The 26,894-nt window shown below is 43.8% G+C and carries 27 protein-coding genes, 1 tRNA gene and 1 pseudogene; 11 read left to right on the forward strand and 18 right to left on the reverse strand.

Going from position 1 to position 26,894, the window contains the following annotated elements; genetic code table 11:
* Positions 1-7: 7 nt before the first annotated feature.
* Positions 8-472 (forward strand): DUF3872 domain-containing protein, encoded by a 465-nt coding sequence (locus tag EV202_RS01625; RefSeq protein WP_099811051.1) that lies wholly within the window; start codon positions 8-10, stop codon positions 470-472.
* An 81-nt stretch (positions 473-553) separates the two neighbouring features.
* Here EV202_RS01625 and EV202_RS01630 read toward each other — a convergent pair whose 3' ends face one another.
* From EV202_RS01630 to EV202_RS01670, 9 genes are all read right to left on the reverse strand, one after another.
* Entirely contained in the window at positions 554-1,459 is a 906-nt protein-coding gene (locus tag EV202_RS01630; protein ID WP_131924994.1) for an Abi family protein, read from the reverse strand.
* A 141-nt stretch (positions 1,460-1,600) separates the two neighbouring features.
* A complete protein-coding gene (locus tag EV202_RS01635) occupies positions 1,601-2,068 on the reverse strand; it encodes a PH domain-containing protein (RefSeq protein WP_131924997.1) in 468 nt (155 codons plus the stop codon).
* A 94-nt stretch (positions 2,069-2,162) separates the two neighbouring features.
* The gene (locus EV202_RS01640; protein WP_077084227.1) at positions 2,163-2,678 is read right to left on the reverse strand and encodes a hypothetical protein; all 516 of its coding nucleotides are present in this window, start codon (positions 2,676-2,678) and stop codon (positions 2,163-2,165) included.
* 40 nt (positions 2,679-2,718) lie between these two features.
* The gene (locus EV202_RS01645) at positions 2,719-3,333 is read right to left on the reverse strand and encodes a class I SAM-dependent methyltransferase (RefSeq protein ID WP_077083314.1); all 615 of its coding nucleotides are present in this window, start codon (positions 3,331-3,333) and stop codon (positions 2,719-2,721) included.
* 14 nt (positions 3,334-3,347) lie between these two features.
* Complete coding sequence (locus EV202_RS01650; protein WP_043894633.1) at positions 3,348-3,920, reverse strand: methyltransferase family protein; 573 nt, start codon at positions 3,918-3,920, stop codon at positions 3,348-3,350.
* Positions 3,907-4,560 (reverse strand): DUF6796 family protein, encoded by a 654-nt coding sequence (locus EV202_RS01655; protein ID WP_131925000.1) that lies wholly within the window; start codon positions 4,558-4,560, stop codon positions 3,907-3,909. The genes EV202_RS01650 and EV202_RS01655 overlap by 14 nt, the downstream gene beginning before the upstream one ends.
* Before the next feature lie 238 nt (positions 4,561-4,798).
* The gene (locus EV202_RS01660) at positions 4,799-5,017 is read right to left on the reverse strand and encodes a hypothetical protein (RefSeq protein WP_021680167.1); all 219 of its coding nucleotides are present in this window, start codon (positions 5,015-5,017) and stop codon (positions 4,799-4,801) included.
* A gap of 4 nt (positions 5,018-5,021) precedes the next feature.
* Positions 5,022-5,276, reverse strand: a complete 255-nt coding sequence (locus EV202_RS01665; protein WP_021680168.1) for a hypothetical protein — start codon at positions 5,274-5,276, stop codon at positions 5,022-5,024.
* 45 nt (positions 5,277-5,321) lie between these two features.
* Complete coding sequence (locus EV202_RS01670) at positions 5,322-6,314, reverse strand: hypothetical protein (RefSeq protein WP_021680169.1); 993 nt, start codon at positions 6,312-6,314, stop codon at positions 5,322-5,324.
* Positions 6,315-7,284: 970 nt separating this feature from the next.
* On the opposite strand from EV202_RS01670, the gene EV202_RS01675 reads away from it, so the two are divergent.
* Both EV202_RS01675 and EV202_RS01680 read left to right on the forward strand, forming a co-directional pair.
* Positions 7,285-7,809 (forward strand): dihydrofolate reductase family protein, encoded by a 525-nt coding sequence (locus EV202_RS01675; RefSeq protein WP_099811042.1) that lies wholly within the window; start codon positions 7,285-7,287, stop codon positions 7,807-7,809.
* A 459-nt stretch (positions 7,810-8,268) separates the two neighbouring features.
* Entirely contained in the window at positions 8,269-8,520 is a 252-nt protein-coding gene (locus EV202_RS01680; protein WP_131925003.1) for a hypothetical protein, read from the forward strand.
* Positions 8,521-8,893: 373 nt separating this feature from the next.
* Here EV202_RS01680 and EV202_RS01685 read toward each other — a convergent pair.
* Positions 8,894-9,145, reverse strand: a pseudogene (locus EV202_RS01685) (transposase); the annotation flags it as partial.
* A gap of 225 nt (positions 9,146-9,370) precedes the next feature.
* A tRNA-Gly gene (locus tag EV202_RS01695) sits at positions 9,371-9,443 on the reverse strand.
* Positions 9,444-9,725: 282 nt separating this feature from the next.
* On the opposite strand from EV202_RS01695, the gene cobU reads away from it, so the two are divergent.
* From cobU to cobC, 4 genes are all read left to right on the forward strand, one after another.
* On the forward strand, positions 9,726-10,238 hold the full coding sequence (gene cobU / locus EV202_RS01700) for a bifunctional adenosylcobinamide kinase/adenosylcobinamide-phosphate guanylyltransferase (protein ID WP_125239310.1): 513 nt from the start codon (positions 9,726-9,728) through the stop codon (positions 10,236-10,238).
* Positions 10,239-10,314: 76 nt separating this feature from the next.
* Positions 10,315-11,352: a nicotinate-nucleotide--dimethylbenzimidazole phosphoribosyltransferase gene (cobT, locus tag EV202_RS01705; RefSeq protein WP_131925006.1), complete on the forward strand. Its 1,038-nt coding sequence runs from the start codon at positions 10,315-10,317 to the stop codon at positions 11,350-11,352.
* Between the two features lie 66 nt (positions 11,353-11,418).
* Complete coding sequence (locus EV202_RS01710; protein ID WP_131925012.1) at positions 11,419-12,177, forward strand: adenosylcobinamide-GDP ribazoletransferase; 759 nt, start codon at positions 11,419-11,421, stop codon at positions 12,175-12,177.
* Between the two features lie 85 nt (positions 12,178-12,262).
* Positions 12,263-12,802 (forward strand): alpha-ribazole phosphatase, encoded by a 540-nt coding sequence (cobC, locus tag EV202_RS01715; RefSeq protein ID WP_106068645.1) that lies wholly within the window; start codon positions 12,263-12,265, stop codon positions 12,800-12,802.
* A gap of 93 nt (positions 12,803-12,895) precedes the next feature.
* On the opposite strand, the gene EV202_RS01720 is transcribed toward cobC, so the two are convergent.
* The 4 genes from EV202_RS01720 to EV202_RS01735 all read right to left on the reverse strand — a co-directional run bounded on the left by EV202_RS01720 (position 12,896) and on the right by EV202_RS01735 (position 16,390).
* Entirely contained in the window at positions 12,896-13,729 is an 834-nt protein-coding gene (locus EV202_RS01720) for a zinc ribbon domain-containing protein (protein WP_106068644.1), read from the reverse strand.
* A 5-nt stretch (positions 13,730-13,734) separates the two neighbouring features.
* Positions 13,735-14,829 (reverse strand): Nif3-like dinuclear metal center hexameric protein, encoded by a 1,095-nt coding sequence (locus tag EV202_RS01725; RefSeq protein WP_131925014.1) that lies wholly within the window; start codon positions 14,827-14,829, stop codon positions 13,735-13,737.
* Between the two features lie 100 nt (positions 14,830-14,929).
* The gene (locus tag EV202_RS01730; protein ID WP_106068642.1) at positions 14,930-15,730 is read right to left on the reverse strand and encodes an ABC transporter permease; all 801 of its coding nucleotides are present in this window, start codon (positions 15,728-15,730) and stop codon (positions 14,930-14,932) included.
* A gap of 36 nt (positions 15,731-15,766) precedes the next feature.
* The gene (locus EV202_RS01735; protein ID WP_106068641.1) at positions 15,767-16,390 is read right to left on the reverse strand and encodes an ABC transporter ATP-binding protein; all 624 of its coding nucleotides are present in this window, start codon (positions 16,388-16,390) and stop codon (positions 15,767-15,769) included.
* 93 nt (positions 16,391-16,483) lie between these two features.
* Between EV202_RS01735 and EV202_RS01740 the strand changes: the two genes are divergently transcribed.
* The 3 genes from EV202_RS01740 to EV202_RS01750 all read left to right on the forward strand — a co-directional run bounded on the left by EV202_RS01740 (position 16,484) and on the right by EV202_RS01750 (position 19,169).
* Positions 16,484-17,026, forward strand: a complete 543-nt coding sequence (locus tag EV202_RS01740; protein ID WP_131925017.1) for a ferredoxin domain-containing protein — start codon at positions 16,484-16,486, stop codon at positions 17,024-17,026.
* 86 nt (positions 17,027-17,112) lie between these two features.
* Positions 17,113-18,222 (forward strand): agmatine deiminase family protein, encoded by a 1,110-nt coding sequence (locus tag EV202_RS01745; RefSeq protein WP_106068639.1) that lies wholly within the window; start codon positions 17,113-17,115, stop codon positions 18,220-18,222.
* A gap of 62 nt (positions 18,223-18,284) precedes the next feature.
* A complete protein-coding gene (locus EV202_RS01750; RefSeq protein WP_106068638.1) occupies positions 18,285-19,169 on the forward strand; it encodes a carbon-nitrogen hydrolase in 885 nt (294 codons plus the stop codon).
* Positions 19,170-19,285: 116 nt separating this feature from the next.
* Here EV202_RS01750 and aspS read toward each other — a convergent pair whose 3' ends face one another.
* Positions 19,286-21,043 carry an aspartate--tRNA ligase gene (gene aspS / locus EV202_RS01755; protein WP_131925020.1) on the reverse strand — a complete coding sequence of 586 codons (1,758 nt, stop codon included), beginning with the start codon at positions 21,041-21,043 and terminating at the stop codon, positions 19,286-19,288.
* A 165-nt stretch (positions 21,044-21,208) separates the two neighbouring features.
* Positions 21,209-22,252 carry a diacylglycerol/lipid kinase family protein gene (locus EV202_RS01760; RefSeq protein WP_125239321.1) on the reverse strand — a complete coding sequence of 348 codons (1,044 nt, stop codon included), beginning with the start codon at positions 22,250-22,252 and terminating at the stop codon, positions 21,209-21,211.
* A 206-nt stretch (positions 22,253-22,458) separates the two neighbouring features.
* On the opposite strand from EV202_RS01760, the gene spt reads away from it, so the two are divergent.
* On the forward strand, positions 22,459-23,646 hold the full coding sequence (gene spt, locus EV202_RS01770) for a serine palmitoyltransferase (RefSeq protein WP_131925026.1): 1,188 nt from the start codon (positions 22,459-22,461) through the stop codon (positions 23,644-23,646).
* A 236-nt stretch (positions 23,647-23,882) separates the two neighbouring features.
* Here the strand turns inward: spt and EV202_RS01775 are convergent, their stop codons facing one another.
* Positions 23,883-26,771, reverse strand: a complete 2,889-nt coding sequence (locus tag EV202_RS01775; RefSeq protein WP_106068633.1) for a triple tyrosine motif-containing protein — start codon at positions 26,769-26,771, stop codon at positions 23,883-23,885.
* Positions 26,772-26,894 lie beyond the last annotated feature (123 nt).

The raw sequence follows: 26,894 nt of genomic DNA on the forward strand, positions 1-26,894 counted from the left end.
GGATACAATGAAACGAAATATATTAAACGCAATTTGGGTGACGGGGCTGCTTGCCCTCGCCGTGTTTTGCCTGTCTGCTTGTAATTACGAGTTGGATATTCAGCAGGCGTACCCGTTCACCGTCGAAACGATGCCGGTTCCCAAACAAATCAAACAGGGTGAAACCGTGGAAGTGCGCTGTACCCTCGTTTCGGAAGGCAATTTTTCCGGAACGCGCTATACAATGCGGTTTTTTCAAACGGAGGGGAAAGGCGTTTTGCGGATCGGACGTGGGGTTGCTCTCAAACCCAATGACCGTTATCCGGTGGGTAAAGGAGACTTCCGCCTCTACTATACCTCACGAAGCAAAGAGCGGCAGTCGCTCGAAATCGTCTTCGAGGACAATCATGGACAATCGCAAACAATCGTTCTGAAATTCAATCACAAAGAATCGGACGAGGATAAAGAGCGAGAAGCCGGTTACCGCACCTGACCGCTCCAATAATTCCTTTTTTGTTCTTAATCAATCGAAGGCGCCCGTCCGAGAGGATAGGCGCTTTCCGTTTTCCGTTTTTCAGATCGACCACAATTCATTTGATGCCCAACCGGAAGGAAATCCCATAGCCGCCAAATCTACGGTTGGATATTCATCACACAGTGCTTTCAAGTTCGAAGTAAAACGGTTATTCGGATTTATCGAAATCAAAATATACCTGATCATGGCTAATTTATAATATGTACGGCCGGTGTCGACGCCAGCCGTATCAATCCATGGATAAACGGGACGTCCCAGTATTTTGGGTTTGTTGGGAAGTAACCGATTCCATAAGCGGTTATGATGACAACAAATATTGCGAATTCCGGAGAGGCTTTGCAACCATGAAGAAAAAACGTCGGGAGGCAATCCGAAATCTTTAGCAATCGTTTTTTTCAGAGATTTCTTCCCAATATTCATATAAAGGTTTGATAGAACTCCTAACGGTAAAACTTCAACGAGCATCCATACCGGCCGGTTATCATCGGTATAACTCTCTTTGAAATGTTCGATGAAATCTTCTTTTGATGAATCCCATTCTTTCAGAATAAGCTCTTTGCTCTTTTCAAAACGTTTTTTATCACTAAAAAAGCGTTCCTCTAGAAACCATGACACACTTCCGAGTCCTTCTACTCCATTACGAACAATAGATGCGCGGACGGCTATTTCGATTTTTTCAATTTGAGAAAAGATCAATAAACGGAGTTTGCGGTCAAATCGATACATATTAAGCGCATCGGTGAATGATGTTCCATTTTTGTATCTATGATCCGTTTTAGGCTCTTTTAATAAAGGGTAGAAATAAGCACTCAACCTGAAATAACCGATAGAACGTAAATATTTTTCGGCTTTTGCTTCATCCTTTAAGAGTAATCCACGACTTTTTAACCGTTTGATTTGCTCATGAACCGATAAAGGAGGCTTGGCATAAGGTTTCTTTATCATAGGACTGTAAAAATAAAACGACCTGCCCATTTGAGCATCGCAATGAGAGGCTTGGCAGGTTCTACACAGCGCAAAGATATGTTTTTTCTCTATAAACAACAAATTGTTTCGAAAATATTTTTCGGCAGGGAAAAAGATCATTTATTCGTTGCCTCTGCCGAAACGCTTATCTACCTCTTCGCTGATGGCTCTGCGAAAGCTCAGAGGATCGGCGATGTAACGATAGGTATTGGTAGCGCCTCCGGTAGTTACGACCACCGTTCCGAAGTTGAAAATTCGTCCCCAGAACGATTCTCCGAAAGCGATGGCCTCGGCTTTGTTCAGTTGCAATTCGACAACGCTGCGACGAATCAAGCCTAATTTGAAAATCACCCGTTTGTTGGTTACGACGTATTCGGCATAGCGCCGGCCAAGGTAGTTGTTGATAATCCCCCATAGGGCTATAGCGATCAGCACATAACCCGGAATCTTGATGTAGAGTGATGAAAAGGATATCAACAGAAGTCCGAACAACAGGAATTTCATCGGATAAACAAAAAACCACCAATGCACTTGGGCTTTGTATGTAACAGTTTCACCCGTCAGCAATGTTTTGTCTATGTAGCTCATAACTAATTACAAGTTTACCGTATCAATGAACTTATAGCGTCCAAAGATACGGGTTCGGTACGTTTTTACCCAATGAATTGTAATGTTTCTTTATCTATTCTCTTCTTTTCGTCGCAACGACCCGGGCGACCATCTGCCATGTTCCGTTTTCATTTTGTTGCTCTTTGCGCCAATGAAAAGCGGTGGCAGTCATATCGGAAAAAACATATCTCATTCTGCCGGTCGTGTTTTCGGTCAATACGATGTCATCCCCCGTTTTACGGGCTGTCAACCGGATGGCTTCGCCCGTACAACCGTAGAAAATATCCCATGCCGAAGTCTTCGGGTTGAAAATGCGGAGTGTGGTTCCGTATTCGGCATCCGGCTGTTTGTTTATCAACCTCTCGGAACGCGACGGGACGATGAACAAGTCCTGAATGGCAGTCCCGTCCAAAACCCAAGAGAATATCCATTCGCCTTTTACCCGTCTGGGTGTTGCGTCGTACAAACGGTCTGTCCATTCGATCTCCCATTCTCCCACCAAAGAACCGAAGAAATCGAGCTCTTCGGGGATTCGTTCACTTCTTTTTTCGCTGCAGAGAGCAGTGCTAAATTCTTTTATCAGATTCATTTCGATAATGATTTGGAGGCAATCGGAGTAGGTCAAGTATTCATTTATGCCCGATAACACAGATACGATTGCCCTGCGTAAATACGGAGGTCTGTGTAAACCCTGCTTTCGTCATGTTCTCAACGATTTCGTCCGGGGTATAAATTTTCATATCCAAGAGTGAAATCCATCGCTCGTTTCCTGCCTCGGAAGCCATTTCGTTGCAGACGGCAAACCTGCCGCCCGGCTTGAGCACACGCCTTACTTCTTTGAAATCTTCGACGATGTCCGGCCAGAAATAGATGGTTTCAAAAGCTGTTGCAAGATCGAAAGTCGCAGATTCATAAGGAAGGGATGAGACCAAGGCCTTCATGATTTCCGCCCGGCCGTCTCGGACAGCTTTCCTGTTCCTGGCAACGGATTTTGCCACGCTCTGCGCCGAGTAGTCCGCTCCGCATACTTTTCCTTTCGTCCTTGTCAGAAAGTTGGCGATGTTTTGCCCGCCGCCGCAACCGATGTCGAGAATATCCTCCTCACCGGACGGTCGGATACATTCGTCGATGCACCAGAGAGCCATTTTATTATGGCCGTAGTTCATCCCCGCAAGCATCATTTTTCCCCAGAAATTGTTTTCAGGTCTGCGGCAATTGCTTATGAACTTCTTGAACAGTCTCATCTTCTATTCAGCAGCTAAAAGAACAAGAAATAACGAGGAGTCTTGGCCTTGTATTCCCGGTATTCCTCTCCGTAGGTCTCCTCACAATAGCGTTCTTCTCCCAATATGAGGAAATGCGTGGCAATGATGAAGGGTATCATGACGAGTAGCATCCACAACGAGGCGGAAGCGATACAAACGCCGAACATTCCCGTAAAAAAGAAAAAGTACATCGGATTGCGCGACCAACGATAGACTCCTCCTTTGATGGTCTTTCCGGCAGGAGTTGCCACATAGTTGTGAAAAGCCCGGACAAAGAGCACCAGCGAAAGCACGTAAACCGCCATTCCCGCAAGAAACCATGCCGTACCGAACTTGAACGGGACGAAAACGGAAAGCACCAATATGGCAATTTGCAGGATTGTACTGACAGAGGCGTTCGCCTTGTCTTTGGCCGTGTACCACGAGGTGTCCACCGCACGCTTTCCTCCCTCACGGAAGATTGCCATATATATAAACTGTATCAGCACCATGCCGAACGAAGGTATCCATGCGTTCAGCCATCCGGCTTGCAACGTTGTGAAAAATGAAAAATCACTCATAGTCATCGGGGATGATATTGTTTTTTAATGTGATCAGCGATACGGCAAAAATCAGGGTATACACCAGATTGTTCCATCCGCCCGCTATCAACAGAAGAAACGGTTGCGGCAGCGTTTTCCAAAGGAAATTGAACCAGATGGTGATCAACGGTGTTGCGAAAACTATCCAACGAGGAAAAGAAGTCTGCTTTTGCAGCACCAATACAGAAAAGAGCAACCATCCGATTCCCATTAAGAAAAAAGAAAAACCGCCCAACCAGCCGGCATAGGAGAGAAAATGGTCGATGATTTCGGGATGTCCCTGCGACGATACGATGCCGAAAGCCGGGAAGAAGGCATGATAAGCACCTCCGACAATTATACTTACGGATAGGGAAGCAAGCATCCAGCAGGCTGTTTTTCGTCGCGCTTTCTTAACCCTGAGAAACAAATGGTAGAATCCGATGATGTACAGAACCGCCGCCAACGGGCCTATTATCCCTCCGGCAATGAGACGCTCCAAGGGCACTGTGCCCATAGAAAGCAGCAGATCTTTTTCCCGATCGGGAATGGGTTGTGTCGTAAAATACAGCAACATGTCGCCGGTATACATCAGTAGGCTACCTGCCACTCCCACATACCCTGTCAATCTGAGTTTTTTATCCATACCTTTTTCTTATTATTTGAGTTTACAAAAATATACAAGTAGAATATCGTTTGCAATCGCCAATAGTGGCTATTTTCACAGTCCGGAATCCCTATTTCTTAGGGTTTGTCGATTCGTCAGTAACCGGCAAATCACCGTTAATTTTCTTTTTCAATCGGTCTTTTTGCTACTTTTTGTACCGCTTCAGGCTCACCGACAAAAAGTAGCGGGCGACAAAAATGCCGCCCGCTGTTCTTCTTTACTTCAACTGCACTATCTCACCTATCCGCTTTTCAGGATGGATGTCGAATGCCCAATTTACCTCTTCATCGGGCAAGGTGCTGTAGATGTTCCTTCCCATTACGAGTCCGCAATCTTGCAGGACTTTTTGCCGTGCTTCCTCTCTGCTCTCGGCAAGCACTTCAAACACACCTTCAAAGATATATTGTGTCCGTATTCTGTAAATTTGCTTCTTCATATCCTTAAAATTCAACCTTTAATAATCTGTTTGGCATCGGCTCACCATTGGACGGTCTGCGATGTGTAAGCCAAAAGTGATGTGCGCCGTAACCATAGGCGAAGAATTCGTCAAGTTTTGTTTCTTCGGCTATCTGCCTTATAGAGGTTCTCAATTCCTCCTCATTGGCGGATAGGGCTACGGCGTTGATAACTCTTATAAGGATGTGAGGTATCTCATCCGCCCAATTACATACGATGCTTTCTATTTCTGCTTTCATATCTGTTGCGTTTGGTAGGGCAGAGCAAGCCCTGCCCCTTGTTATTTAATTCAATCCGAAATAATGGATTAATCGTTCTTCCTGCGACTTCGGGAATATCCACCCTGCCGACTTCTTGCCGTTATGTGTCAATCGGCTGTTGAAGCGTCCGCCCATTGCTTTAAGCTCCTCTTTGATTGCCCGTGTTTCCCCGAAAACGGCTACGGCTTTTTCGGAATACTCTACAAGCGTGTAATTCCCATCTGTTTGCTCAGACTGTTTGTCGGGATGTGTCGCTATGGCATTGCCAAGCCGTATGTTTTCTTCTTTCCCTGCCGTGTAAGCTAAATCCTTAATTGTCTGCTCCCGACTGTACACGGGTATTTTCTCGATTATCCAACCGCTGTATTTGCTTCTACCCAGATAGTATCCTGCTCCCATCGAATATTTTTCCCGATGCTCGTATTTTTCGTTCTTTTCGCTCAAATAGGCAGTCCCTTCAAAGTGGGATGCGTATTTCCTCATTTCGGAGAACAGGTCTCTTTTATGTTTGGAAAAGCCTAAAATAACGGTTCGAATGATGCGACTTGCGTGATAATCCGTATATGGATCACTCTCATCCTGCATCTGACGTGCTACGATAACCGCCTGTGCATCTTCGGGGAAAATCCGTATTAAACGTTCTCTCCCGACTTGTTCGACTTTCTCGGCTCGTATTCGTTCCCGTTGGGCTTCTTCATCTTCTGCCTGTTTCTTTTGCTGTGCTTCCTGAAGGAGCATCGCCACTTCGAAGCTGTCCATAAACTGCGGATTTTCGCTGTCGTAATAAAAGCCGATGCCGAATTTCTCTTTCAAGGGTCTGATGATGTTTGCTGTATTAAACTCTTTCGTTCGGAGGTTAATCAACTTGTAGGTAATACCCCAATCGTTTTTGGATACTTCGTAAACAACATATTTGTCGCAACTGTATCCCTCCATTTGGATAATCTGATTTACTTCCACTACCTGCTCGGCTCTGTCAATCTGCTTGTTTGCACCTAATAAAAATACTTTGTTCATAATTTTGAATTTTATAAAGTTATAGAAATGTCAGTAGGGCGAGAAGAACGAGAATAACGGTGAGCAACCCCACCAACAAGGAGATAATACCCCGAAGAATATGTATCAGTAGATACCAGTCCGCCAACACCCAGAGAAAGCCTGTACCCCAAACGAAGTACCCCAAAACTACAAGAGTGATTTTCCCTGCTGATTTTATGCTAATTGGAAGGTAGGCTGTCGTTCGATGTTTCCTGTTTTTTTCGATGCTTCTCATAACCTCTGACTTTTTTTTTATGCCGTATCGGAGCCGGTAAGGAGTGTCGAGTTTCAGGTGCAATGAGAAAGTAGTGTTCAGCCGTCGTCCAGTTTTTGACGAATAAATACGCTCGCCCGAAGCATGAGGGAAAGAGGAAGATTTTTCGTTCAAACCGTAAGGCTTGAACTTGCGACGGCGTTAAGAACACGAAAATACTTTCGCAACTGAATCCGACACGTCCTACCGCTTTCCGGATGCTTTGTCTTAGAGAGGAAGAGGTTATATTCGAGGGAAGCAGAGAAAAAAGGATATAGGATATCAGGACTATCGGATTTTGAATAAACAGTAGTCTTCTTCGTTTCTAAGAATAGACTTTATAGCATGGTATAAACGAAATGAAGAATTGAAAAAACGATTTTTCATGGTTTTTGCTTACAAATACAGTATCTTTGTAGGAGAAATATAGAAGTATGTATTGCGGAAATATTTTCCTGCAATTCATGATATATAACATAACGTTCGCTGAACGTCTCATCACGAAAACTGGCACTTTTCAACTAAAAGAAGAGACCGATGCGCAATGTTCATGCTATACACAAGTATGGCGTGGGCTTGCCTGTCTTCTTCTTTGGGTATGCCAGTACCTCGTGGTGGAGCAGCGTGAGTTCCACGCTTCTTTTTTTGGAGGTTAGCGAATGTTCTTTGACAGGAAAAATGGCAATAAATTGAGACATGAAAAAGATTAAATTGTACATTGCTGTTTCTGCGGATGGATATATCGCACCTCCCGACGGAGACTTGAGTTGGCTTGTCAATCACCCGATGCCATCGAAGGAAGAACATCAAGATTTCTTAAACTCGGTGGATACCGTTCTTTTAGACGGTAATATGTACAGTAATCTTGTTTGTATGGATATTCTATGGCCATACAAAGGCAAAGAGGTATATGTCGTTTCTCCTCATCCGGTCTTAGCAAAGTATGAAGTAAAATTCATCACGGAAAAGGTTTCGGAGACGATTGCTGACCTCAAAAGAGCGAGAGGGAAGGACATTTGGCTTGCCGGAGGCGCCGACCTCATTTCCTTATTACGTGACAATGGCTTGATTGACGAAATGATAATCATTTACACGCCTGAAGTCTTTGATAAGGGAATTGCTTTATTCTCAGAAGACCCCGAAAAATCAGCTTGGAAGTTGGTAGAAAGCATTTCGTACAACGACATAGCTGTTAGAAAAGATACACTTAGCCAAGAATAAGACTTAACTGAGTCAACTTTAAACAGGGATTGTAATAACAGCAGTCAACTAAAATCAGGATAATACATAGGGAAACATTTTAGTGCAAGGTGCAAGCATCTATATATAGATAGACTTGCACCTTGCACTAAGGTCAAATGATTTTATATTAAGAATATTTGTAGTTTCTAAAAAATGTAGTATTTTTGAACCTGAATTTTATGCGGACAGATGAACGCCAATTGCGGCAAACGCTGCCAATAGGTAAAAAACAAGTCAATTTATCCCATCTTGTATCCCGTAGTGATCTTTGAAAAAACAAATCACTGAATAATAGCGGATCAGATTGAATGGTTCAAAAACCGTACGCACCGCAATAAATATTGAAAATCAATAATTTATAAAACAATACCCAATTTTACACCCTATATGTAAAGTTGGGTATTGTTTTTTATAAGATTCAAATAGCAGAAAGCGGAAGTGTCAAAGAAAAATACTACCAAGAGAGAAGCGGAAGAAGAGGAGGTGATGACGGATAGGATGAAGGTTGCCGAAGAGACACAACCGATGCCCGAAGAAACAGGGCCGCTTGCCGAAAAAGCAAGCTCGCTTGTAGAAGAAGACGGGGATTTTCAGGCGGCAGCTTCCCCTGCCACTACTACGGAAGTGTCCGAAGCTTGCGCGGCGACTCCGGACAAACTTGTAGCCGACTGCTTGCCGACTGCGAGCTGACTCGCAGTCGGCAAGCAGCCCGAAAAGAGGCAAAAAGCGAGATAACAAGCAGTTCCTTAGCGAGTTACCACACCTATCTCCCCTCGCGCGCGCGAGAGAAGAAGAGAATAGAGAAGAAGAGAATAGAAAATACCTCCTCCATATAATTCCTCCTCTTAAGGTGGAGGAGGTGGAGAAACGCCACACCGCATGAGCCATAACGTGAGGGCGCAACGGGTGCGAGGTGTGAGATTGCAGACGGTGAAGTGCGGGGCTACGGAAGCCGAAGTGCGGGCTTACGGGTGACAAAGTGCGGAGTTGCGGACGATGAAGTGTGGAGGGGATGAGGGACATGGATGAACTTATACGCCGGTTCGGGATAAGAACCTCTCCTTCTCTTGCACAGCATGACCTTGTCATATATCGGCATTGGTTTGTTCTTCATCTTTGCTTTCAATCCGTGTAGAAGATGTATCCCCCGTTGAAAGAGTTCCTCAAAAAGTTCCTGTTTGATATAGCCCCTGTCGACAAAAACCTTTCCGTACAGGACTTTTGTAAAAACAGGCCACACCCGTTTGTCCCTGTCATCCACGTTGGCCGGTGTGAGACAGAAAGTTATGAGTTCTCCCGTGTTATTGCAGAGAACATCAAACGAATCGGCTTACTCGGGCGACCATCGTTCTGACAAGACAAAGGGCTGAAAGCCGTATCGAATTTCTCCCAATCTATTTTGTCGGCCAATTTGTAGAGTGGGTACGATGGGGTCAGCATATCTGATTAACTGCTGAATAATGAAGGGGTATTATGGGACTTTTTTTATTATGAAAAAGGTTGTGTCAAAACGTTGGCACAACCTCACATTCTCAGACAGAGCGGCAAGCGAGACTCGAACTCGTGACCCTCAGCTTGGGAAGCTGATGCTCTACCAACTGAGCTACTGCCGCATTCTTTATATCTACTTAAGTGGCTGCAAAGGTAATAAAATCTTCCCGAAAGAAACAAGCATTTTCTTAAATATTTCGTGTTTCTAAATTATCTTCCCCTTAAGTTCCTATGTTTGTAATTGAAAAACAGGAACTAATATCATACAAGATAAAAAACGAGAGTATTCTCTATAAAACCTACTCCTATCTTTAAAAGGTTAATTCCATAATATCATGAGACATCCTTGCCTTTGCCATAAAAATCATATATATTTGCTCCATAAATCAAGCAGATGCAGCATTATGAAGCGAATCATACTAATCACCGGAGGGTCCCGTTCCGGTAAAAGCACGTATGCCGAGAAATTGGCACTCAGCCTTTCGCCCACCCCTGTGTATATTGCCACAGCACGCATTTGGGATGATGATTTTAGGGAAAGAGTGGAACAGCATCAGAAACGGCGGGGAGCGGAATGGATCAATATTGAAGAAGAGAAAGAACTCAGTCGCCACCGATTGGCTGAAAAGGTGGTTTTGATAGACTGCGTCACTCTATGGTGCACCAACTTCTTTTTTGATATGAATTCCGATACCGAGCAGGCGCTTGCCGCAGCTAAAGAGGAGTTCAACCGTTTCACCGAGCAAGAGGCTACTTTCATTTTCGTAACCAATGAGATTGGTATGGGTGGGGTTTCCGAGAACAAACTACAACAGAAGTTCACGGATATGCAGGGATGGATGAATCAATATATTGCCTCCCGCGCCGATGAGGTGATATTGATGGTGGCAGGCATTCCGATGCAAGTAAAAAAATGACGAGATAACCAACTGCAAAAAGTAATCAAATAATGAATAAACAAACCTTACTAGGGTTTTAAACAAGAAAATACTAATGAAAACATTCCATATCACTCATCCGGACGAATCTATCCGTGCCGCATTGACAGACAAAATCAACAACCTTACCAAACCCAAAGGTTCTCTGGGCATGTTGGAGGAATTGGCACTGCAAATCGGTCTTATACAGCAAACCTTATCCCCTACCCTGAGGCATCCACAGAACATTATCTTTGCGGCCGATCATGGCATTGTAGAAGAAGGAGTGAGCTTGTCGCCCAAAGAAATCACTTGGCAACAAATCAGCAACTTCCTACACGGAGGGGCAGGTGTAAACTTTCTTTGCCGGCAACATGGATTCGTATTGAAAATAGTAGATGCCGGCGTGGACTACGACCTGCCGTATGAAAAGGGCATTATCAATATGAAAGTACGCAAAAGTTCGCGAAATTATCTACACGAAGCCGCTATGACCGAAGAAGAAATGGAACAATGTATGGAACGAGGCGCCGAAGTGGTGCGCCTATGTCACAACGAAAGCAGCAACATCCTCAGTTTCGGTGAAATGGGTATAGGAAATACCTCTTCGTCTTCTTTATGGATGAGTTACTTTGCCGACATTCCGTTAGAGCAATGTGTAGGAGCTGGCAGCGGTCTCGACCATATGGGCATCCGTCACAAATACGAAGTATTAAAGCAATCAATGGATAATTATAAAGGAAACGGCTCCGTACGCGACATCATGCGTCACTTCGGCGGTTTGGAAATGGTGATGGCCGTAGGTGCCATGCTGCAAGCGGCAGAATTGAAAATGATTATATTGGTGGACGGATTCATCATGACCAATTGCCTCCTTGCCGCTTCCATGCTCCATCCGGAAGTGAAAGACTATGCCATCTTCGGGCATTGCGGAAACGAAACAGGACACAGGCTTGTACTCGATTCTTTGCACGCCAAACCGTTACTGAATCTGGACTTGCGTTTGGGAGAAGGTACGGGAGCAATATGTGCATATCCCATTGTAGACTCCGCCGTAAGGATGATTAATGAAATGGATAATTTTGCACATGCTTCTATTACGAAATATTTTTAATCCGACACATCCTGGACAAACAATTTTTAATAAAGAATAGATTACCATAGATTCTCAACGTAAACCATGAACAACATTCTGGCAGCATTCATATTACTCACCCGATTACCTTTCTGGAGAATAAAAGAAGTACCGACCGATAGTTTCAAACACATAGTCCCCTATTGGCCGTTCGTGGGTTGGTTGACGGGTGGCATAATGGTGACAACATTATGGTTGACAGCTCAGGTTTTGCCGCTGCCGACAGCATGGGGAATAGCTATTGTGAGCCGCCTGCTCGTCAGCGGATGTTTGCACGAAGATGGTCTGGCCGATTTCTTCGATGGTTTTGGCGGAGGAAAGACACGCGAGCATACACTTTCCATCATGAAAGATTCTCATATTGGCAGTTACGGAGTCATCGGACTGATTTGCTATTTCCTGCTTTTATGGCAATTGCATCATCTTCCGCTCCACAGCCTTTGTATCCTTGTATTCTGCGGAGACTGCTGGAGCAAATGTTGCGCTTCTCAGATTGTCAACTTCTTACCTTACGCCCGTAAAGAAGGAGAAAGTAAAACCGGAGTTTTATACAATCGTATGACTATCGGCGAATTATTCGTTTGTCTCATTGTCGGTCTGCTACCACTTGCGGTACTATTGCCTGCAAAGATATGGGTTGCCGCTTTCTTCCCCATATTCACCTTTGCCTTGTTATGCCTACTGATGAAACGACGCTTGCAAGGATATACGGGTGACTGCTGCGGAGCCACTTTTCTGCTTTGCGAACTATCGTTCTATATAGGAAGTCTGATACTGATAAACCTTACATATATAAATGGTTGATTGGTATGATTTGTCATTCTACATAAGGTAAAGTTCCTTTTATCAGTGACACAGTAACAATTCAACAATAGAAGCTACCTATACAATGGAAATAATCTTGATTCGCCACACTTCGGTAGATGTGCCGCCGGGTGTATGTTACGGGCAGACAGATGTACCCTTAAAAGCAACGTTTAAAGAAGAAGCCTCCGTGACAGCGGAAAATCTGAAGGAGTATTTTCCCTTCGAACATGTCTACACAAGTCCGTTGACACGGTGTGTCCGCCTCGCCTCATTTTGCGGTTATCCCGATGCCGAACACGACAATCGCCTCATGGAGATAAACTTCGGCAGTTGGGAAATGAAGCCTTTTGACCATAATAACGACCCTCGCTTGAAGGAGTGGTATGCTGACTATCTGAACGTGGCTGCCACAGGCGGAGAGTCATTTGCCATGCAATATCAACGCGTCAGTGGTTTTCTGGACGAACTTAAACAGAAACCATACAAGAAAGTAGCCATCTTTGCACATGGAGGCGTACTGATTTGCGCACAAATTTATGCCGGAATCATCCATGTAGAAGAGGCTTTCAGGGCATTAACTCCCTATGGAGGCATCATACGTATCCATCTGAATAAGAAATGAAGAAAATAATTGTCCTCCCAAACTTACGCCATCGAACAAAAAAGCGGCACAGAATTCTATCTGTCACCGCTTTTACATTATTTACAGGGGCAATTATTCTTCGGAGTTTGCCGCTTTCTTTCTTGTTCTTGTCGGCTTTTCCTTTGCTGTCTCAGTTTTTTGTTCGGAAGTTATGCCCGCCAATTCAGGGTCAATCATAATGCGTCCGCAGTATTCGCAAACGATGATTTTCTTGCGCGAACGAATATCCAATTGTCTCTGAGGTGGAATCTTGTTGAAGCAACCGCCGCAGGCATCGCGCTGTACATATACAATGCCAAGTCCGTTACGTGAGTTTTTACGAATGCGCTTGAATGACTGAAGCAACCTCGGTTCTATTCTGGTTTCAAGATCTTTGGCTTTGTCTCTCAACTTTTCTTCTTCCTGCTTCGTCTCAGAAATGATTTCGTCCAATTCGCTTTTCTTCACCTCAAGGTCTTTTTGTCTTTCCTCCAAAGCGGCAGAACTATCGGCCACTTCCTTGGATTTTTCCACTTCCTGTTCGGCAAACTCTTTGATACGCTTTTCGCATAACTCTATTTCCAAAGTCTGGAACTCAATTTCTTTACTCAAGAAATCATACTCCCGATTATTACGTACATTATCTTGCTGGTCTTTATATTTTGCAACAGAAGCCTTTGCTGCTTCAATTTCGACTTTTTTCCCGGCGATGGATGATTTCAGTTCGGAAACTTCTGCTTTGATTCTGTCAATACGTGTACTGAGACCGGCAATCTCATCTTCCAAGTCTTGCACCTCCAGCGGAAGCTCACCTCTCAACGTCTTTATTTCATCAATCTTAGACAACATAGTCTGCAATTGGAACAAAGCTTTCAGCTTTTGTTCCACGGTCAATTCCTGAGGATCTTTCTTTGCTTCTTTAGCCATTTTACTTATAAGTATTTTATGGGATTTGTATTTACTTTGGTTATTTGAATATCAAAATAAGGAAACGCATCCCTGATTATCGTATAAAAAATTTCTTTCGTATATTGTTCACTTTCATAATGTCCTATCTCTGCCAGCAGTATATCAGAATCATGCCCGAAGTAATCGTGATACTTTATTTCGCCCGTAATAAAGACATCTGCCCCGTTGCGTATGGCAAGCGGCATTAAAAAGGCGCCCGCACCTCCACATAACGCAACTGTCCTGATTTCTCTTCCGAACAGTTTGTTATACCTCAGACATTCTACTTCAAAGGTTTTCTTGATTCGTTTCAGAAACTCTAGTTCCGTTTCCGATGCTTCAAGTTCTCCTATGACACCGGCTCCGGCTTGCGTCCACGAATTTTGAAGAGGATATAGATCGAAAGCCGGTTCTTCATATGGATGCACTGCCATCAAAGCCTTGACAACTTCCGTTTTTTTATAGACCGGAAGTATCGTTTCAATGCGCATTTCTTTCTCCGTATGCAATTTCCCTATCTCCCCACAATAAGGATGCGTACCCTCTTGTGCACGGAACGTTCCCTCTCCTTCCAAATTATAACTGCAAGAATCATAGTTGCCGATATGTCCGCATCCGGCCTCGAACAAGGCTTTTCGCACCGTTTCCGCCTGCGCCTCTGGAACAAATGTAACCAACTTTATCAAAGCGTTTTCCTTTGCCTCCAAAATTCGTACATTCTTCAATCCTATCTTCTCGGCCATTTTGAAATTCACCCCTCCCGGCGAATTATCCAAGTTGGTATGGGCTGCATAGATAACAATATCATTCTTGATAGCTTTCAAGATGCATCGCTCTACATAATCTCTGCCCGTGATGGATTTATACCCTTTAAAGATGAGGGGATGATGGGCGATGACAAAGTTGTATCCCAATGAAATCGCTTCATCCAATACGGCTTCGGTAACGTCAAGACACAACAAAGCCCCTGTTGCTTCCGCATCTGTCAATCCGATTTGCACGCCGGCATTATCAAATCCGTCTTGCAATGGCAGAGGCGCGAACCGTTCAAGGGCGCTTACTATTTCTTTAATTTTCATTGTAACCAGAAAACTTGGCCGCAAATATAGGAAAAATCAACGGATTAAAAAAAGTTCCGGATAAAAAAGTCATACCTATAAATATTTATGCAGTTTGCAACTATTTATGTTCTTTCTTTTCCACCATCACCGACAGCAGTTTGCCATAGGCGTCGAAAGACTTTCGAGAGGCCAAAGAGATGGTAATCATCAGAGAAAGCATGGATGCGGTGAAGGTGATGACCATAATCATCATTTGATATTTGATGGCTACATTCGGACTGCTGCCTCCCAATATCTGTCCTATCATGGTTCCGGGAAAAGCAACCAATCCCATTACAGAGATGTTGGCAATCAGTGGGCTGAAGGCTTTGATGATGGCTTGACGAATGAAGGGGGCTTGCGCTTCTGCTCTTGTAGCTCCATTCCCAAGAAGATAACGGTAAAGTTGCTGTTCGCGTTTCAAGCCACTATAATAGGCATTGAGAGCAATTACGTTGCTGGACAACATATTGCCCATAAGAATACCGAAAATGGGAATAAAATATCTGGCGCTGAACACTTTTTCTATCTGCAAAACAATTCCGATAAAAAATAATCCCACGCACACTACACTGCATAGAAATCCTGCGGAGATAGGAAGAAGCAGTATTTTTCGTTTCAACTGTGTGCGTGCCAATGCCGTTTGCGACGCGACGAATATCATGACAATCACCCACAGAAAATTTATCCACGGATTGTCCCACAGAAAAAGATAATTCAAATATACTCCTATAAAGAACAATTGTACAATCATACGAACCGTACCTATCACGGTAGCATGCAATAGTCCTGTCTTGAACTTCCAAATGTAAAACAGCGGTATCAACAACAGCAATAATCCGATGCCTAAACTGAGATATGAGATGTCTATTGTTTCCAATTTTTTATATACGTGCTGTTTGATAACAGTAATAAATTACATTATGATAATGTGCCGGTCGCATCCATCGGCAAATCTTTTGTCGTGAGACACTGTCAATACGGCACTTCCTTTTTCCGCTTGCTTTCGGAAAAAAGAAATCACCTTCTCCGAAGAACCTGAATCAAGAGCAGAAGTCGGTTCGTCGACAATAATCAAAGGCTTGCCAATCATGGAGGCCACGGCTATCATCATGCGTTGACGCTGTCCGCCGGATATTTCATTAACCCGTTTATCGTACAACTCCCGTTCCAACCCCAAGTCTTCAAAACAAGCAAACAATCGAGATTCGGAAAAAGGAGTACTTCGATTTGCCTTCAAGCCGAAAGGTAGTTGTACCATGTCTCTCACCCACTCCAACGGTAATGCCAGCTCTTGAGGAATCCAAGCTATCTGTTTACGCACCTTGTCAACACTTTCTTTGTTCAGCAAAATGCCATTCAATATGATACGCCCTTCTTTCAACGGGACAAATCCGAGGATGGCATTGAGCAGTGAAGTCTTTCCACATCCCGACGGACCGGATATACTGACTATCTCTCCCTTGTTCAATAACAGATTAAATCCTGAAAAAAGCACGTTGTTACCATAAGCGATACCGGCATTTTCTATTTGCAACATGGGCATTCTTTTTATCTTTCTATATTGCAAAGATAGTGCAAAAAAATATTTGTGCTATCTTTGACGCACTAATTAATTCAGGAAGGAAAGATTATGATACAGAATGAACGTGATTGTCGGCACGAGCACGTGCTCGATGTGGCTCGTCAAATGATGACTGCCGCACGTACCGCACCTAAAGGAAAAGGTATCGATGTGCTTGAAGCAGCCTTGGTGACGGGTGAAGACCTTAAAAAACTTTCGACAAAAATGGTCGAAATGGCAGAAGAGCTTGGCATGAAATTCTTTCTTCGGGATGCAGAAAACATTTTGCAGGCCGAATGTACCATAATAATAGGTACGAACGAGCAAGCTCAAGGACTAAACTGCGGACATTGCGGCTTCCCCACTTGCGGAGAACGTATAAAAGGAATTCCATGCGCATTGAACACGATAGATGTAGGTATTGCCATAGGTTCGGCTTGTGCTATGGCGGCCGATATGCGTGTCGATACTCGTGTAATGTTTTCGGCCGGACTTGCCGTCCAACGTTTGGACTGGCTGAAGGGATGCAAAACGGTATTCGCCATTCCGATAAGCGCATCTTCAAAGAATCCGTTCTTCGACCGAAAGCCTAATGAGAAACCCGCTAAATGACAATGATTTACACTTGTACAAGTGTGAGCCTACGCTTGTATAACTGTATAAAGAGATAGATTTTAAAGACTTCAACAGACAAATAAATGGGAATTACAGTAGGCCTTCCAAATGGAAGTGCATCAGAAAAAGATTATCAAGTACGGTTTGCCCAAAACGCTGTTGTGGAGACTTACGCTCCTCTATTACCTGCCGAATGGGCACTTCAAAGCGGGGTTCAATTGACCTGGCCACACGCCGGAACCGACTGGGCATACATGCTCGAAGAGGTGAGGAAATGCTTCATGGAGATAGCCCGTGAGGTAGCCCGACGAGAAAAACTGCTGATTGTTACCCCCGAACCAGAGATCGTTGAAAAGCAAATAGCAGCCACGGTCAATATGGAAAACGTCCGCTTTCTGAAGTGTGAAACAAATGATACGTGGGCGCGCGACCACGGAGCCGTAAGCATGTTGGATACTGACGGCGTTTCCCTGCTCGACTTCAAGTTCAATGGTTGGGGACTGAAGTTTGCGTCTGACAAGGATAACTTGATTACACGCCATGCCGTAAAAGCCGGTATGCTGAAAGGAAGGTATGTCAATCGCTTAGGATTCGTGCTCGAAGGTGGTTCCTTTGAAAGTGACGGCATGGGCACTTTGCTCACAACTTCCGAATGTCTTCTTTCTCCCAACCGCAACGGACAGATGAACCGGACGGAAATAGAAGAATATCTCCGTTCCGTTTTTCATTTGCAACGTGTGCTTTGGCTGAATTATGGTTATCTTGCAGGTGACGATACAGACAGCCATATCGACACTTTGGCCCGTTTCTGTTCACCGGACACCATAGCCTATGTGAAGTGCGACGATACCGAAGACGAACATTACGAAGCACTTTACAAAATGGAAGAAGAATTGAAAGCCTTTCGTACTCTGAAAGGCGAGCCATATCGTCTGCTGGCATTGCCCATGGCCGATAAGATTGAAGAAGGGGGTGAGCGTCTTCCTGCCACATACGCCAACTTCTTGATTATAAACGAAGCTGTACTTTATCCTACCTATCGCCAACCGGAAAACGATATACGTGCCGGAGAGATACTGCAAGAAGCCTTTCCTGATCGTGAAATCATAGGTATAGATTGTCGAGCTTTGATTAAACAGCACGGATCTCTGCACTGCGTCACCATGCAATATCCTGCAAGCGTGTTAAAATAAACATAGACAGACGTGTTAGAATAATAGAGCAAGTTGAGTAATCATCTAAAAAATAAATATATATGAGAAAGATTAAAGTGGGTGTCATTCAGCAAAATAATGTTGCAGACCTGCGAACAAATCTGATGAATCTGGCCAAGAATATTGAAGAGTGCGTTGCACACGGTGCTCAAATGGTGGTATTGCAAGAGCTACACAACTCTTTATACTTCTGCCAGACAGAGGATACGAAACTATTTGACTTGGCAGAACCTATTCCGGGACCTTCTACGGGATTCTATTCGGAATTGGCTACCGCCAACCATATTGTGTTGGTGACCTCTTTGTTTGAGAAACGCGCCCCCGGTTTATACCACAATACAGCCGTTGTTTTCGACACCGACGGAAGCATCGCCGGCAAGTATCGGAAAATGCATATCCCCGACGATCCGGCTTATTACGAAAAATTCTATTTTACGTCCGGAGATATCGGATTCGAGCCTATACAGACCTCTTTGGGTAAACTCGGCGTATTGGTCTGCTGGGATCAATGGTATCCGGAAGCTGCCCGCATCATGGCACTGAAAGGTGCGGAGATATTGATATATCCCACCGCCATTGGCTGGGATAGTAATGATACGAAAGAAGAACAAGACCGCCAACTTAATGCATGGATTATATCGCAACGCGGCCATGCCGTAGCCAATGGTTTGCCGGTTGTTTCCGTGAATCGTGTTGGGCACGAACCCGATCTTTCCGGCGCAACGGGAGGAATTTTGTTTTGGGGAAACAGTTTCGTTGTAGGACCGCAAGGCGAGTTTCTGGCGCAAGCTGGAAACGAACGTTCAGAAAACATGATTGTTGAAGTCGATTTGGAGCGTTCGGAAAACGTGCGTCGCTGGTGGCCGTTTTTGCGCGATCGCAGGATTGATGCCTACGAAGGGTTAACAAAAAGATTTTTAGATTAAAAAAGCATCTGAGTCAGAAAATATTTAGGCACGAATTACGTGGATCATGCATAGATAAAAACATGAAATTCCACATAATTCGTACCTAAAAAAAACATAAAATGCCTGACTCACTTTTATTCTTTGATTTCGACAATCAGGTTCAGTTCGTTCAATTGTTTTTGATCAATGACGGACGGAGCATCCAGCATGACATCGCGTCCGCTGTTGTTCTTCGGGAATGCAATACAGTCACGAATACTGTCAAGTCCGGCGAAAATGCTAACCCAACGGTCCAGACCATAAGCCAAACCACCATGGGGAGGTGCGCCATATTTAAAGGCATTCATCAAGAAGCCGAACTGTTCCTGAGCCTTTTCGGGTGTGAATCCCAAAATTTCGAACATCTTCGCTTGCAGCTGCGCATCATGAATACGAATAGATCCACCGCCTAATTCGATACCGTTGCACACCATATCGTATGCATCGGCACGAACAACAGCCGGATTAGTATCCAACAAAGGTATATCCTCATCTTTAGGATGTGTAAATGGGTGATGCATGGCCATCAACCTGCCTTCTTCTTCACTCCACTCAAACATCGGGAAATCTACCACCCACAAAAGAGAGAATTTATTCTTATCACGTAATCCAAGCTGGTTACCCATCTCAAGGCGCAATTCGTTCAGCTGCTTGCGCGTCTTCATTACATCATCGCCGCTCAAAATCAACATCAAGTCACCCGGTTTGGCACCGAAAGCGGCCTTCATTTCTTGTAATATATCTTGAGTATAGAATTTATCTACACTCGATTTCACATTGCCATCTGCCTCTACACGGGCATATACCATGCCTTTTGCTCCGATTTGCGGTCTTTTCACGAATTCGGTCAAGGCATCCAATTGCTTGCGTGTATAGTGCGCAGCTCCCTCTGCACAAATACCACCGATATAGGCAGCATCATCAAACACAGAGAAGCCATGTCCTTTCAAGATGTCCATCAACTCCACGAATTTCATACCGAAACGCAGGTCAGGCTTATCGCTACCATAATACTTCATGGCATCTGCCCACGGCATACGTACGAAAGGTTCGGTTATTTCCACATCACGGATTTCCTTAAACAGATATTTTGCCATACCTTCGAAAAGGTTGATAATGTCATCTTGCTCCACGAAAGACATCTCACAGTCTATTTGCGTAAATTCCGGCTGACGGTCGGCACGCAAATCTTCATCACGGAAACATTTGGCAATCTGGAAATAACGATCAAAACCGGAAACCATCAACAACTGTTTCAATGTTTGCGGGCTTTGCGGCAAAGCATAGAATTGCCCCGGATTCATGCGTGAAGGAACAACAAAGTCACGGGCACCTTCAGGAGTAGATCCTACCAAAATCGGAGTTTCAACTTCAATAAATCCCTGATTATCCAAGTATTTGCGAACTTCAATCGTCATCTTATGACGGAGTTCCAGGTTACTACGCACGTTGGCACGGCGAAGATCCAGATAGCGATACTTCATCCGAATATCATCGCCTCCATCAGTGTTTTCTTCAATAGTGAAAGGAGGAGTCAGAGATGAGTTCAGAACATTCAGTTCCGACACGATGATTTCGATGTCACCGGTGGGGATATTGCTGTTTTTACTGAAGCGTTCGTTTACAGTTCCTCTCACCTGAATCACAAATTCACGCCCCAAACGGTTGGCACGTTCACAAAGTTCAGCATTCACTTCTTCATTGAACACCAATTGAGTGATTCCGTAACGGTCGCGAAGATCGACAAAAGTCATACCGCCCATCTTACGACTACGCTGTACCCATCCTGCCAATATCACTTGGTTATTAACATCGGAGATACGAAGTTCTCCGCAGGTGTGTGATCTATACATCTTTATATACTATTATAGTTTACCAATCTTATTTCTTTCCGCATACCGGATTAAAGACGTTGCAAAAATATCGTGCAAAAATACACAAAACATCTTTCAAATGACTTATCGCAGCAGAAAAGTTTCTGAAAAACACTTCCTACAAAATGATAATATAAGAAAAATTCACTTTTTTGTCAGTTTCTTGAATTGTTCCTTTCCCTTATCCAATATCATTTTATTTTTATGTGCAATGTCTTCCACAAAAGCATCATTGATTTGTTTCAATCCGTTGATATAGTCTTGTGCTCGCTGCAACACGTTTGTCGTCTCTTTCTCCACATCCCGAGGAACAATGACTTGCAAGCCTTTCTTTACTATTTTCACATCAATGTTTTCTCCGGCCATCATCGGATCGCCATCGAAATGAACAACTCCCGGCTTGGAGCGATGGATTTGCAACGTTTGGCAACGAAAAGTTTTGATACGACTATTCTGATTGATGGTCTTGTTGAATAACTGGAAAGACAATGAAGGAACATCAAGGACCGTAAAAGGTTCAAGGATAGTTACATCCAGCAGTCCGTCATTTAATGTGGCCTGAGGAGTGATGTATGCGTTATTTCCATATTGCGAAGCGTTTCCGCAGGCTATTAAGAACGCCTTATAGCGTAAAGTGCTGCCATCCATTTCCAGCTCATAAGTTTCCGGCCGATACTTCAGGCTCTCAAGCAAAGTCTTCTCCAAATAAGTGAGCGGCCCCCTCTTTCCCGCTTTGGAGAATTGCAGGCTTACAAAAGCATCAAACCCTACACCGCAGGTACAGAAAAAGGGCACTTCATTGATTTTTCCATAATCAATGAGTTCTATCACCCCCTCATTGATGATGTCGACTGCTTTTTTAGCTTCCATCGGAATTTGCAGATGACGGGCAAGCCCATTACCGGAACCGCAAGGAATTATGCCCAACGCCGTTTTAGTATGTACCAATGAACGGGCGATTTCGTTTATCGTACCGTCTCCCCCGATTGCAATGACCGCATGCACTCCTTCTTTCGCCTTTTGCGCAGCTATCTCTACTGCATGCCCTGCCCGCTCAGTATAAAGAACCTCTTGTACATACTTCTCCTTATCCAGCTTCTCGCCAATCCATTTCAGAATCGCTTCTTTGTTTTGGGTACCAGATATAGGGTTTATAATAAATACTATTTTCTCTTTGTTTTCGCTCATGCAAGAGTTGTGCTATGCAGATTTTCTAATCGGCAAATGTACTACAAATATCTGAGAAAATAATAATATGACATGTCTTAAAATGAATACAAATAGTTTTTTGAAACAAATAGCACAATATACCGACATATTTTGCTATCTTTGCCCCCTGTTTTTTAAGACTCGTATTTAATCGGATTAAATATTCATAATATAAAAGATATTTCATGGGTTTATTACAAGACAAATTTGCGAAATACGACTTGCCGCAACAGTTTATGGCAAAAGGTGTATATCCTTATTTCCGCACTATTAACAGCCATCAGGATACAGAAGTTATGATGGATGGTAAAAAAGTCCTGATGTTTGGTTCTAATGCGTATATGGGACTGACATACGACAAACGTATTATTGACGCTTCAATAGCCGCTACGGAAAAATATGGCACAGGCTGTGCCGGTTCCCGCTTTCTTAACGGCACCCTTGATATTCATGTGGAACTGGAAAAAGAGTTAGCCGAGTTCGTTGGAAAAGATGAGGCACTTTGTTTCTCTACCGGATTTACCGTAAACGAAGGTATCATTCCTGCAGTTGTGGGACGTGGAGATTATATCATCTGTGATGACCGTGATCATGCCTCTATCGTGGATGGACGTCGTCTGACATTTGCCACACAGTTAAAATACAAGCATAATGATATGGAAGCTCTTGAGAAAGAACTTCAAAAATGTGAGCCCGATGCTGTAAAATTAATCGTTGTCGATGGAGTCTTTTCTATGGAAGGAGACTTGGCCAATTTACCTGAAATTGTTCGTTTGAAGAAAAAATATAATGCCAGTGTTTATGTAGACGAGGCTCATGGTTTGGGAGTATTCGGAAGACAAGGTCGTGGCGTTTGCGACCATTTCGGCGTTACAGACGATGTTGACTTGATAATGGGTACATTCAGTAAGTCATTGGCTTCCATCGGCGGTTTTATTGCCGGAGACAAAGATGTTATCAATTGGCTACGCCACAATGCCCGCTCCTATATATTCCAAGCAAGCAGCACTCCGGCGGCAACCGCTGCCGCCCGTGAGGCTCTTCACATTATAAAATCCGAACCGGAACGTATTCAACGTTTGTGGGATATAACCAATTATGCCTTAAAGAAATTCCGTGATGCAGGTTTTGAAATCGGCGAAACAGAGTCTCCTATCATTCCTCTTTATGTACGTGATACGGAAAAAACCTTTATTGTGACAAAGTTAGCCTTTGATGAAGGTATATTCATTAATCCGGTTATTCCACCCGCATGTGCTCCTCAAGACACATTGGTGCGCGTAGCATTAATGGCTACCCACACAGTAGAACAAGTGGATTATGCCGTAGAAAAATTGACTAAATGTTTTAAGGCATTGGAGATCATCAAATAAGAACGAGCATAAAAAGCTTAATAATTTTAAAGAACCATATCATTACTCTAATGTCGAGTATGATATGGTTCTTTGTATTTCCTCATATAAGAAGCTATTTATTGAATGTCCCTAAATGTTCACATAGTAATTATTTTAATTCATTTTTAAACAGCTTCGGAAATACTTAAGGTTATAAAAAGGAGGAACACCGTTCGCGGAATTTCGGGACTGCCCCCGTCAAAAACGGCGATAGTCTACAATTGATTTTCCAGATAATCCGTCAGATTGTCTTCCCTTTCCAGGCCAAACTTCTTGCGCAGACGGTAGCGAATGGTCTCCACACCGCGCACGGAGAGGTTCAGCAAAGGCGCTATCTCTTTGGTGGAAAGGTTCATCTTCAAATAAGCACACATCATGCGTTCGTTATTCGAGAGTTCGGGATGCTTTTCGTGAAGACGTTTCATAAAATTGTTGTGTATCAAGTCGAACTGTTCTTCAATACGTTTCAAGACTTCATCGCTTTGAATGTTCGAATCTATCTTGCTATTGATAAGGATGAGTTGCTGCTTGCTTTCACGGACTCCTTCCCCCTTGAGCATGGCAGCCACCTTGATGATTTCCGACTTGATTTCAGTAAGCATTTCATTCTTGCGGACAAAGTTTATCATCAGATTGGCCATTTCCTGGCTCTTATGCTTGAGGTCATACTCCAACCTTTCTTTTTCCAGCTGCATGATTTGCTTTTCTTGGCGAGCTTTCTCTGCTTCGTACTCCTTCTCCATTTCATGAAGCTCCTTGTCTTTTTCCACAACAGCCTGCTGTTTCTTACGCTTCACGCGGACATCGTCCCAGCGATACACATAGAGCAAGACGAACAACAACAGGATGAAGTAACAGATGTAAGCAGTAACGCTGCGATACCACGGAGGAAGTATGCGAAACTCAATCATGTCCATGGCCGTTGTTCCATCCGGGAAAATAGCTTTCACCTCGAACACATAATCACCCTCGGACAAATTGCTATATTCTTTGGTATGTACCGTAGTAAAGTCCGACCAACTCCCTTTGTTCAAACGATACTGGAAGCGAACGTCATCACCCATCGCCATAAAAGGAAGTGCATACTCAAAACGGACGGAATTCAACGAATAGGTAATGACAGGAACGGTCTTCTCTCCTAAAAAATTAGCTGTATACACCAACGAGTCCTTAGGATAGGACAAATACATATTCTTTATATGTAGGGAGTGGCTGTGATCTTGCCGTTCTCTTGCCGTCGGAATACTGAACAGGGCGAACCCCTCTTCGGAAGGAATCACCATCAACGAATCGGACAGGGGGATCACCGCTTCATAACCGGGAACAAGCTCCATCAACGATTGACGAATGGGATTGATGCTTGTATTCGCTCCCCGTTTATACGTCCCCAGATTGGCAATGCAGATTTCATGTGGACTGAGACTTATCAACCGGTCATTATGCTCCAACAGCCGCAAATAAGAAGATGATCCGTTCAGCAGATTGTTCATGTCGGGCCAAGACTCCATGATATCCTTATGAGGATTGTATTTGTAGATGCCCTGCGACGTGGCAAAACAAATGCGTCCTTCAATCTTCGACACATACATGTCATGCCCTGCCGGAAAGCCGTCTTTAAATCCATACTCTCTTATGCTTATTGATTTTTTCAGTTCATTGTCCAGCTCCACACGGGTCACATGATCTGTGTTATATATCCAAATCACCTTTTCGCTCTCTTGCTCAAAAAGGCGACATGAGCCATTCACTCCTTCAATTCTGCAAACCACCTGCCACTCACCATTCTTTCTGGCAACTAAATAAAGACCATTGTACACCCCGATATACATCATGTCCTGATGCCCCTCTACAAGTTGACAACACCATGCGCCGGCAATGTCCGTGATACGCCTCATCGATGTTCCCTCAATCAGGAATATGCCCCGGTCGTGCAAGCAGAAAAGTTCACCACCTATACGACAAAGATTCCACACTTGTCCGCTGGACTGAGGTATAGAGCGAATATCAGGCAAATTCCCATTCATCTTCACCGGATAACGGGTGTAATACAACCCGCGATTGGTTCCCAAATAAAGAAACTCCTTATCGACAGCTGCCGTATAACCCGTTCCATATGAGTACGGATAAGAATAAAGATTGGTAAAGGGAGAACTGAGACAAACGTAATCTATACCGCTATCAAGGCCCGCCCAAAGATTTCCGATGGCATCGAAAGAAACGGAAAGCACCGTATTGTTCCGAAGACCATTATTTTCATTGAAAAACTCCAATTGTCCGGTGCTGCAGTCTATCAGCAACAAACCTTTATGAATAGTCCCCAAAGCAATCCTATCATCTTTCTTGGCCACACAAAACACCTCATTCTCGCGCATAAAGTCTTCGACTCCGGTGACGAGCTGCTCCATGCTACGTCCGTCGCAATAATACAAGCCGCTATATGCCGTCACCACCAAAACTCCTTTTTTATATGGAATTATACCACGTATACGTTTAGAAGCCAATTCATCAGCACCCTGCAAAGGGAAAAAAGTGTTTCCCACCAAAAGCCATACTCCCCTATCCGTGCCAATATACAAAATGCCATTCACCATATTGGAGCAGTCTATCTTGGCATTCATCTCAATAACCGTGTACTTCCCGTTCAGATACTTCACCACGCATTCATCCCCTTGAAAATACAAGATATTATCCACCTCGTGTATCCCCCATACGTTTCCTAGCAGACGGACAGAACTATCCAGTGTATCGGACATGCAGTGATACTTCAAAGAACCGTCGACACTCGGCTCATAATATCCAAACTCATTGATTCCCCCTGCATAAATGCGTTTTTGGGTAGCCGAAGCCAGTACGGAACGTACATCCGAAGCATTATTCATGGGAAATACATTCCATACGTTACCGTCAAATTGCAGCATACCGTTTTTATTGGCAAAATAAGTCCAGTTCTCATTATAAGGAGCTATCTGCCACGTCTGGGCACCTTTACCGTAGACGTTTTTATCGAAATTGATGATGAAATTGTTCCATCTGGCGGCAACTCCCGCTAAAGGCAGAAAAAGTAAGAGCAGAAAGATATGATATGATAATGCTGAGTTTTTCATGAGTATTTTGTTTTCAAGTTTATTTGTACAAAAATAGTGTTTATTTTCAAGCTATTTCCCATCACTCTTCATTTTTTCATAGGTTTTCCGCCGCTTCCTTTTATCATCTCCGTGTCCGAGGTA

It is taken from the genome of Prevotella heparinolytica (genome assembly GCF_004342845.1).
GTDB classification, from domain to species: domain Bacteria; phylum Bacteroidota; class Bacteroidia; order Bacteroidales; family Bacteroidaceae; genus Bacteroides; species Bacteroides heparinolyticus.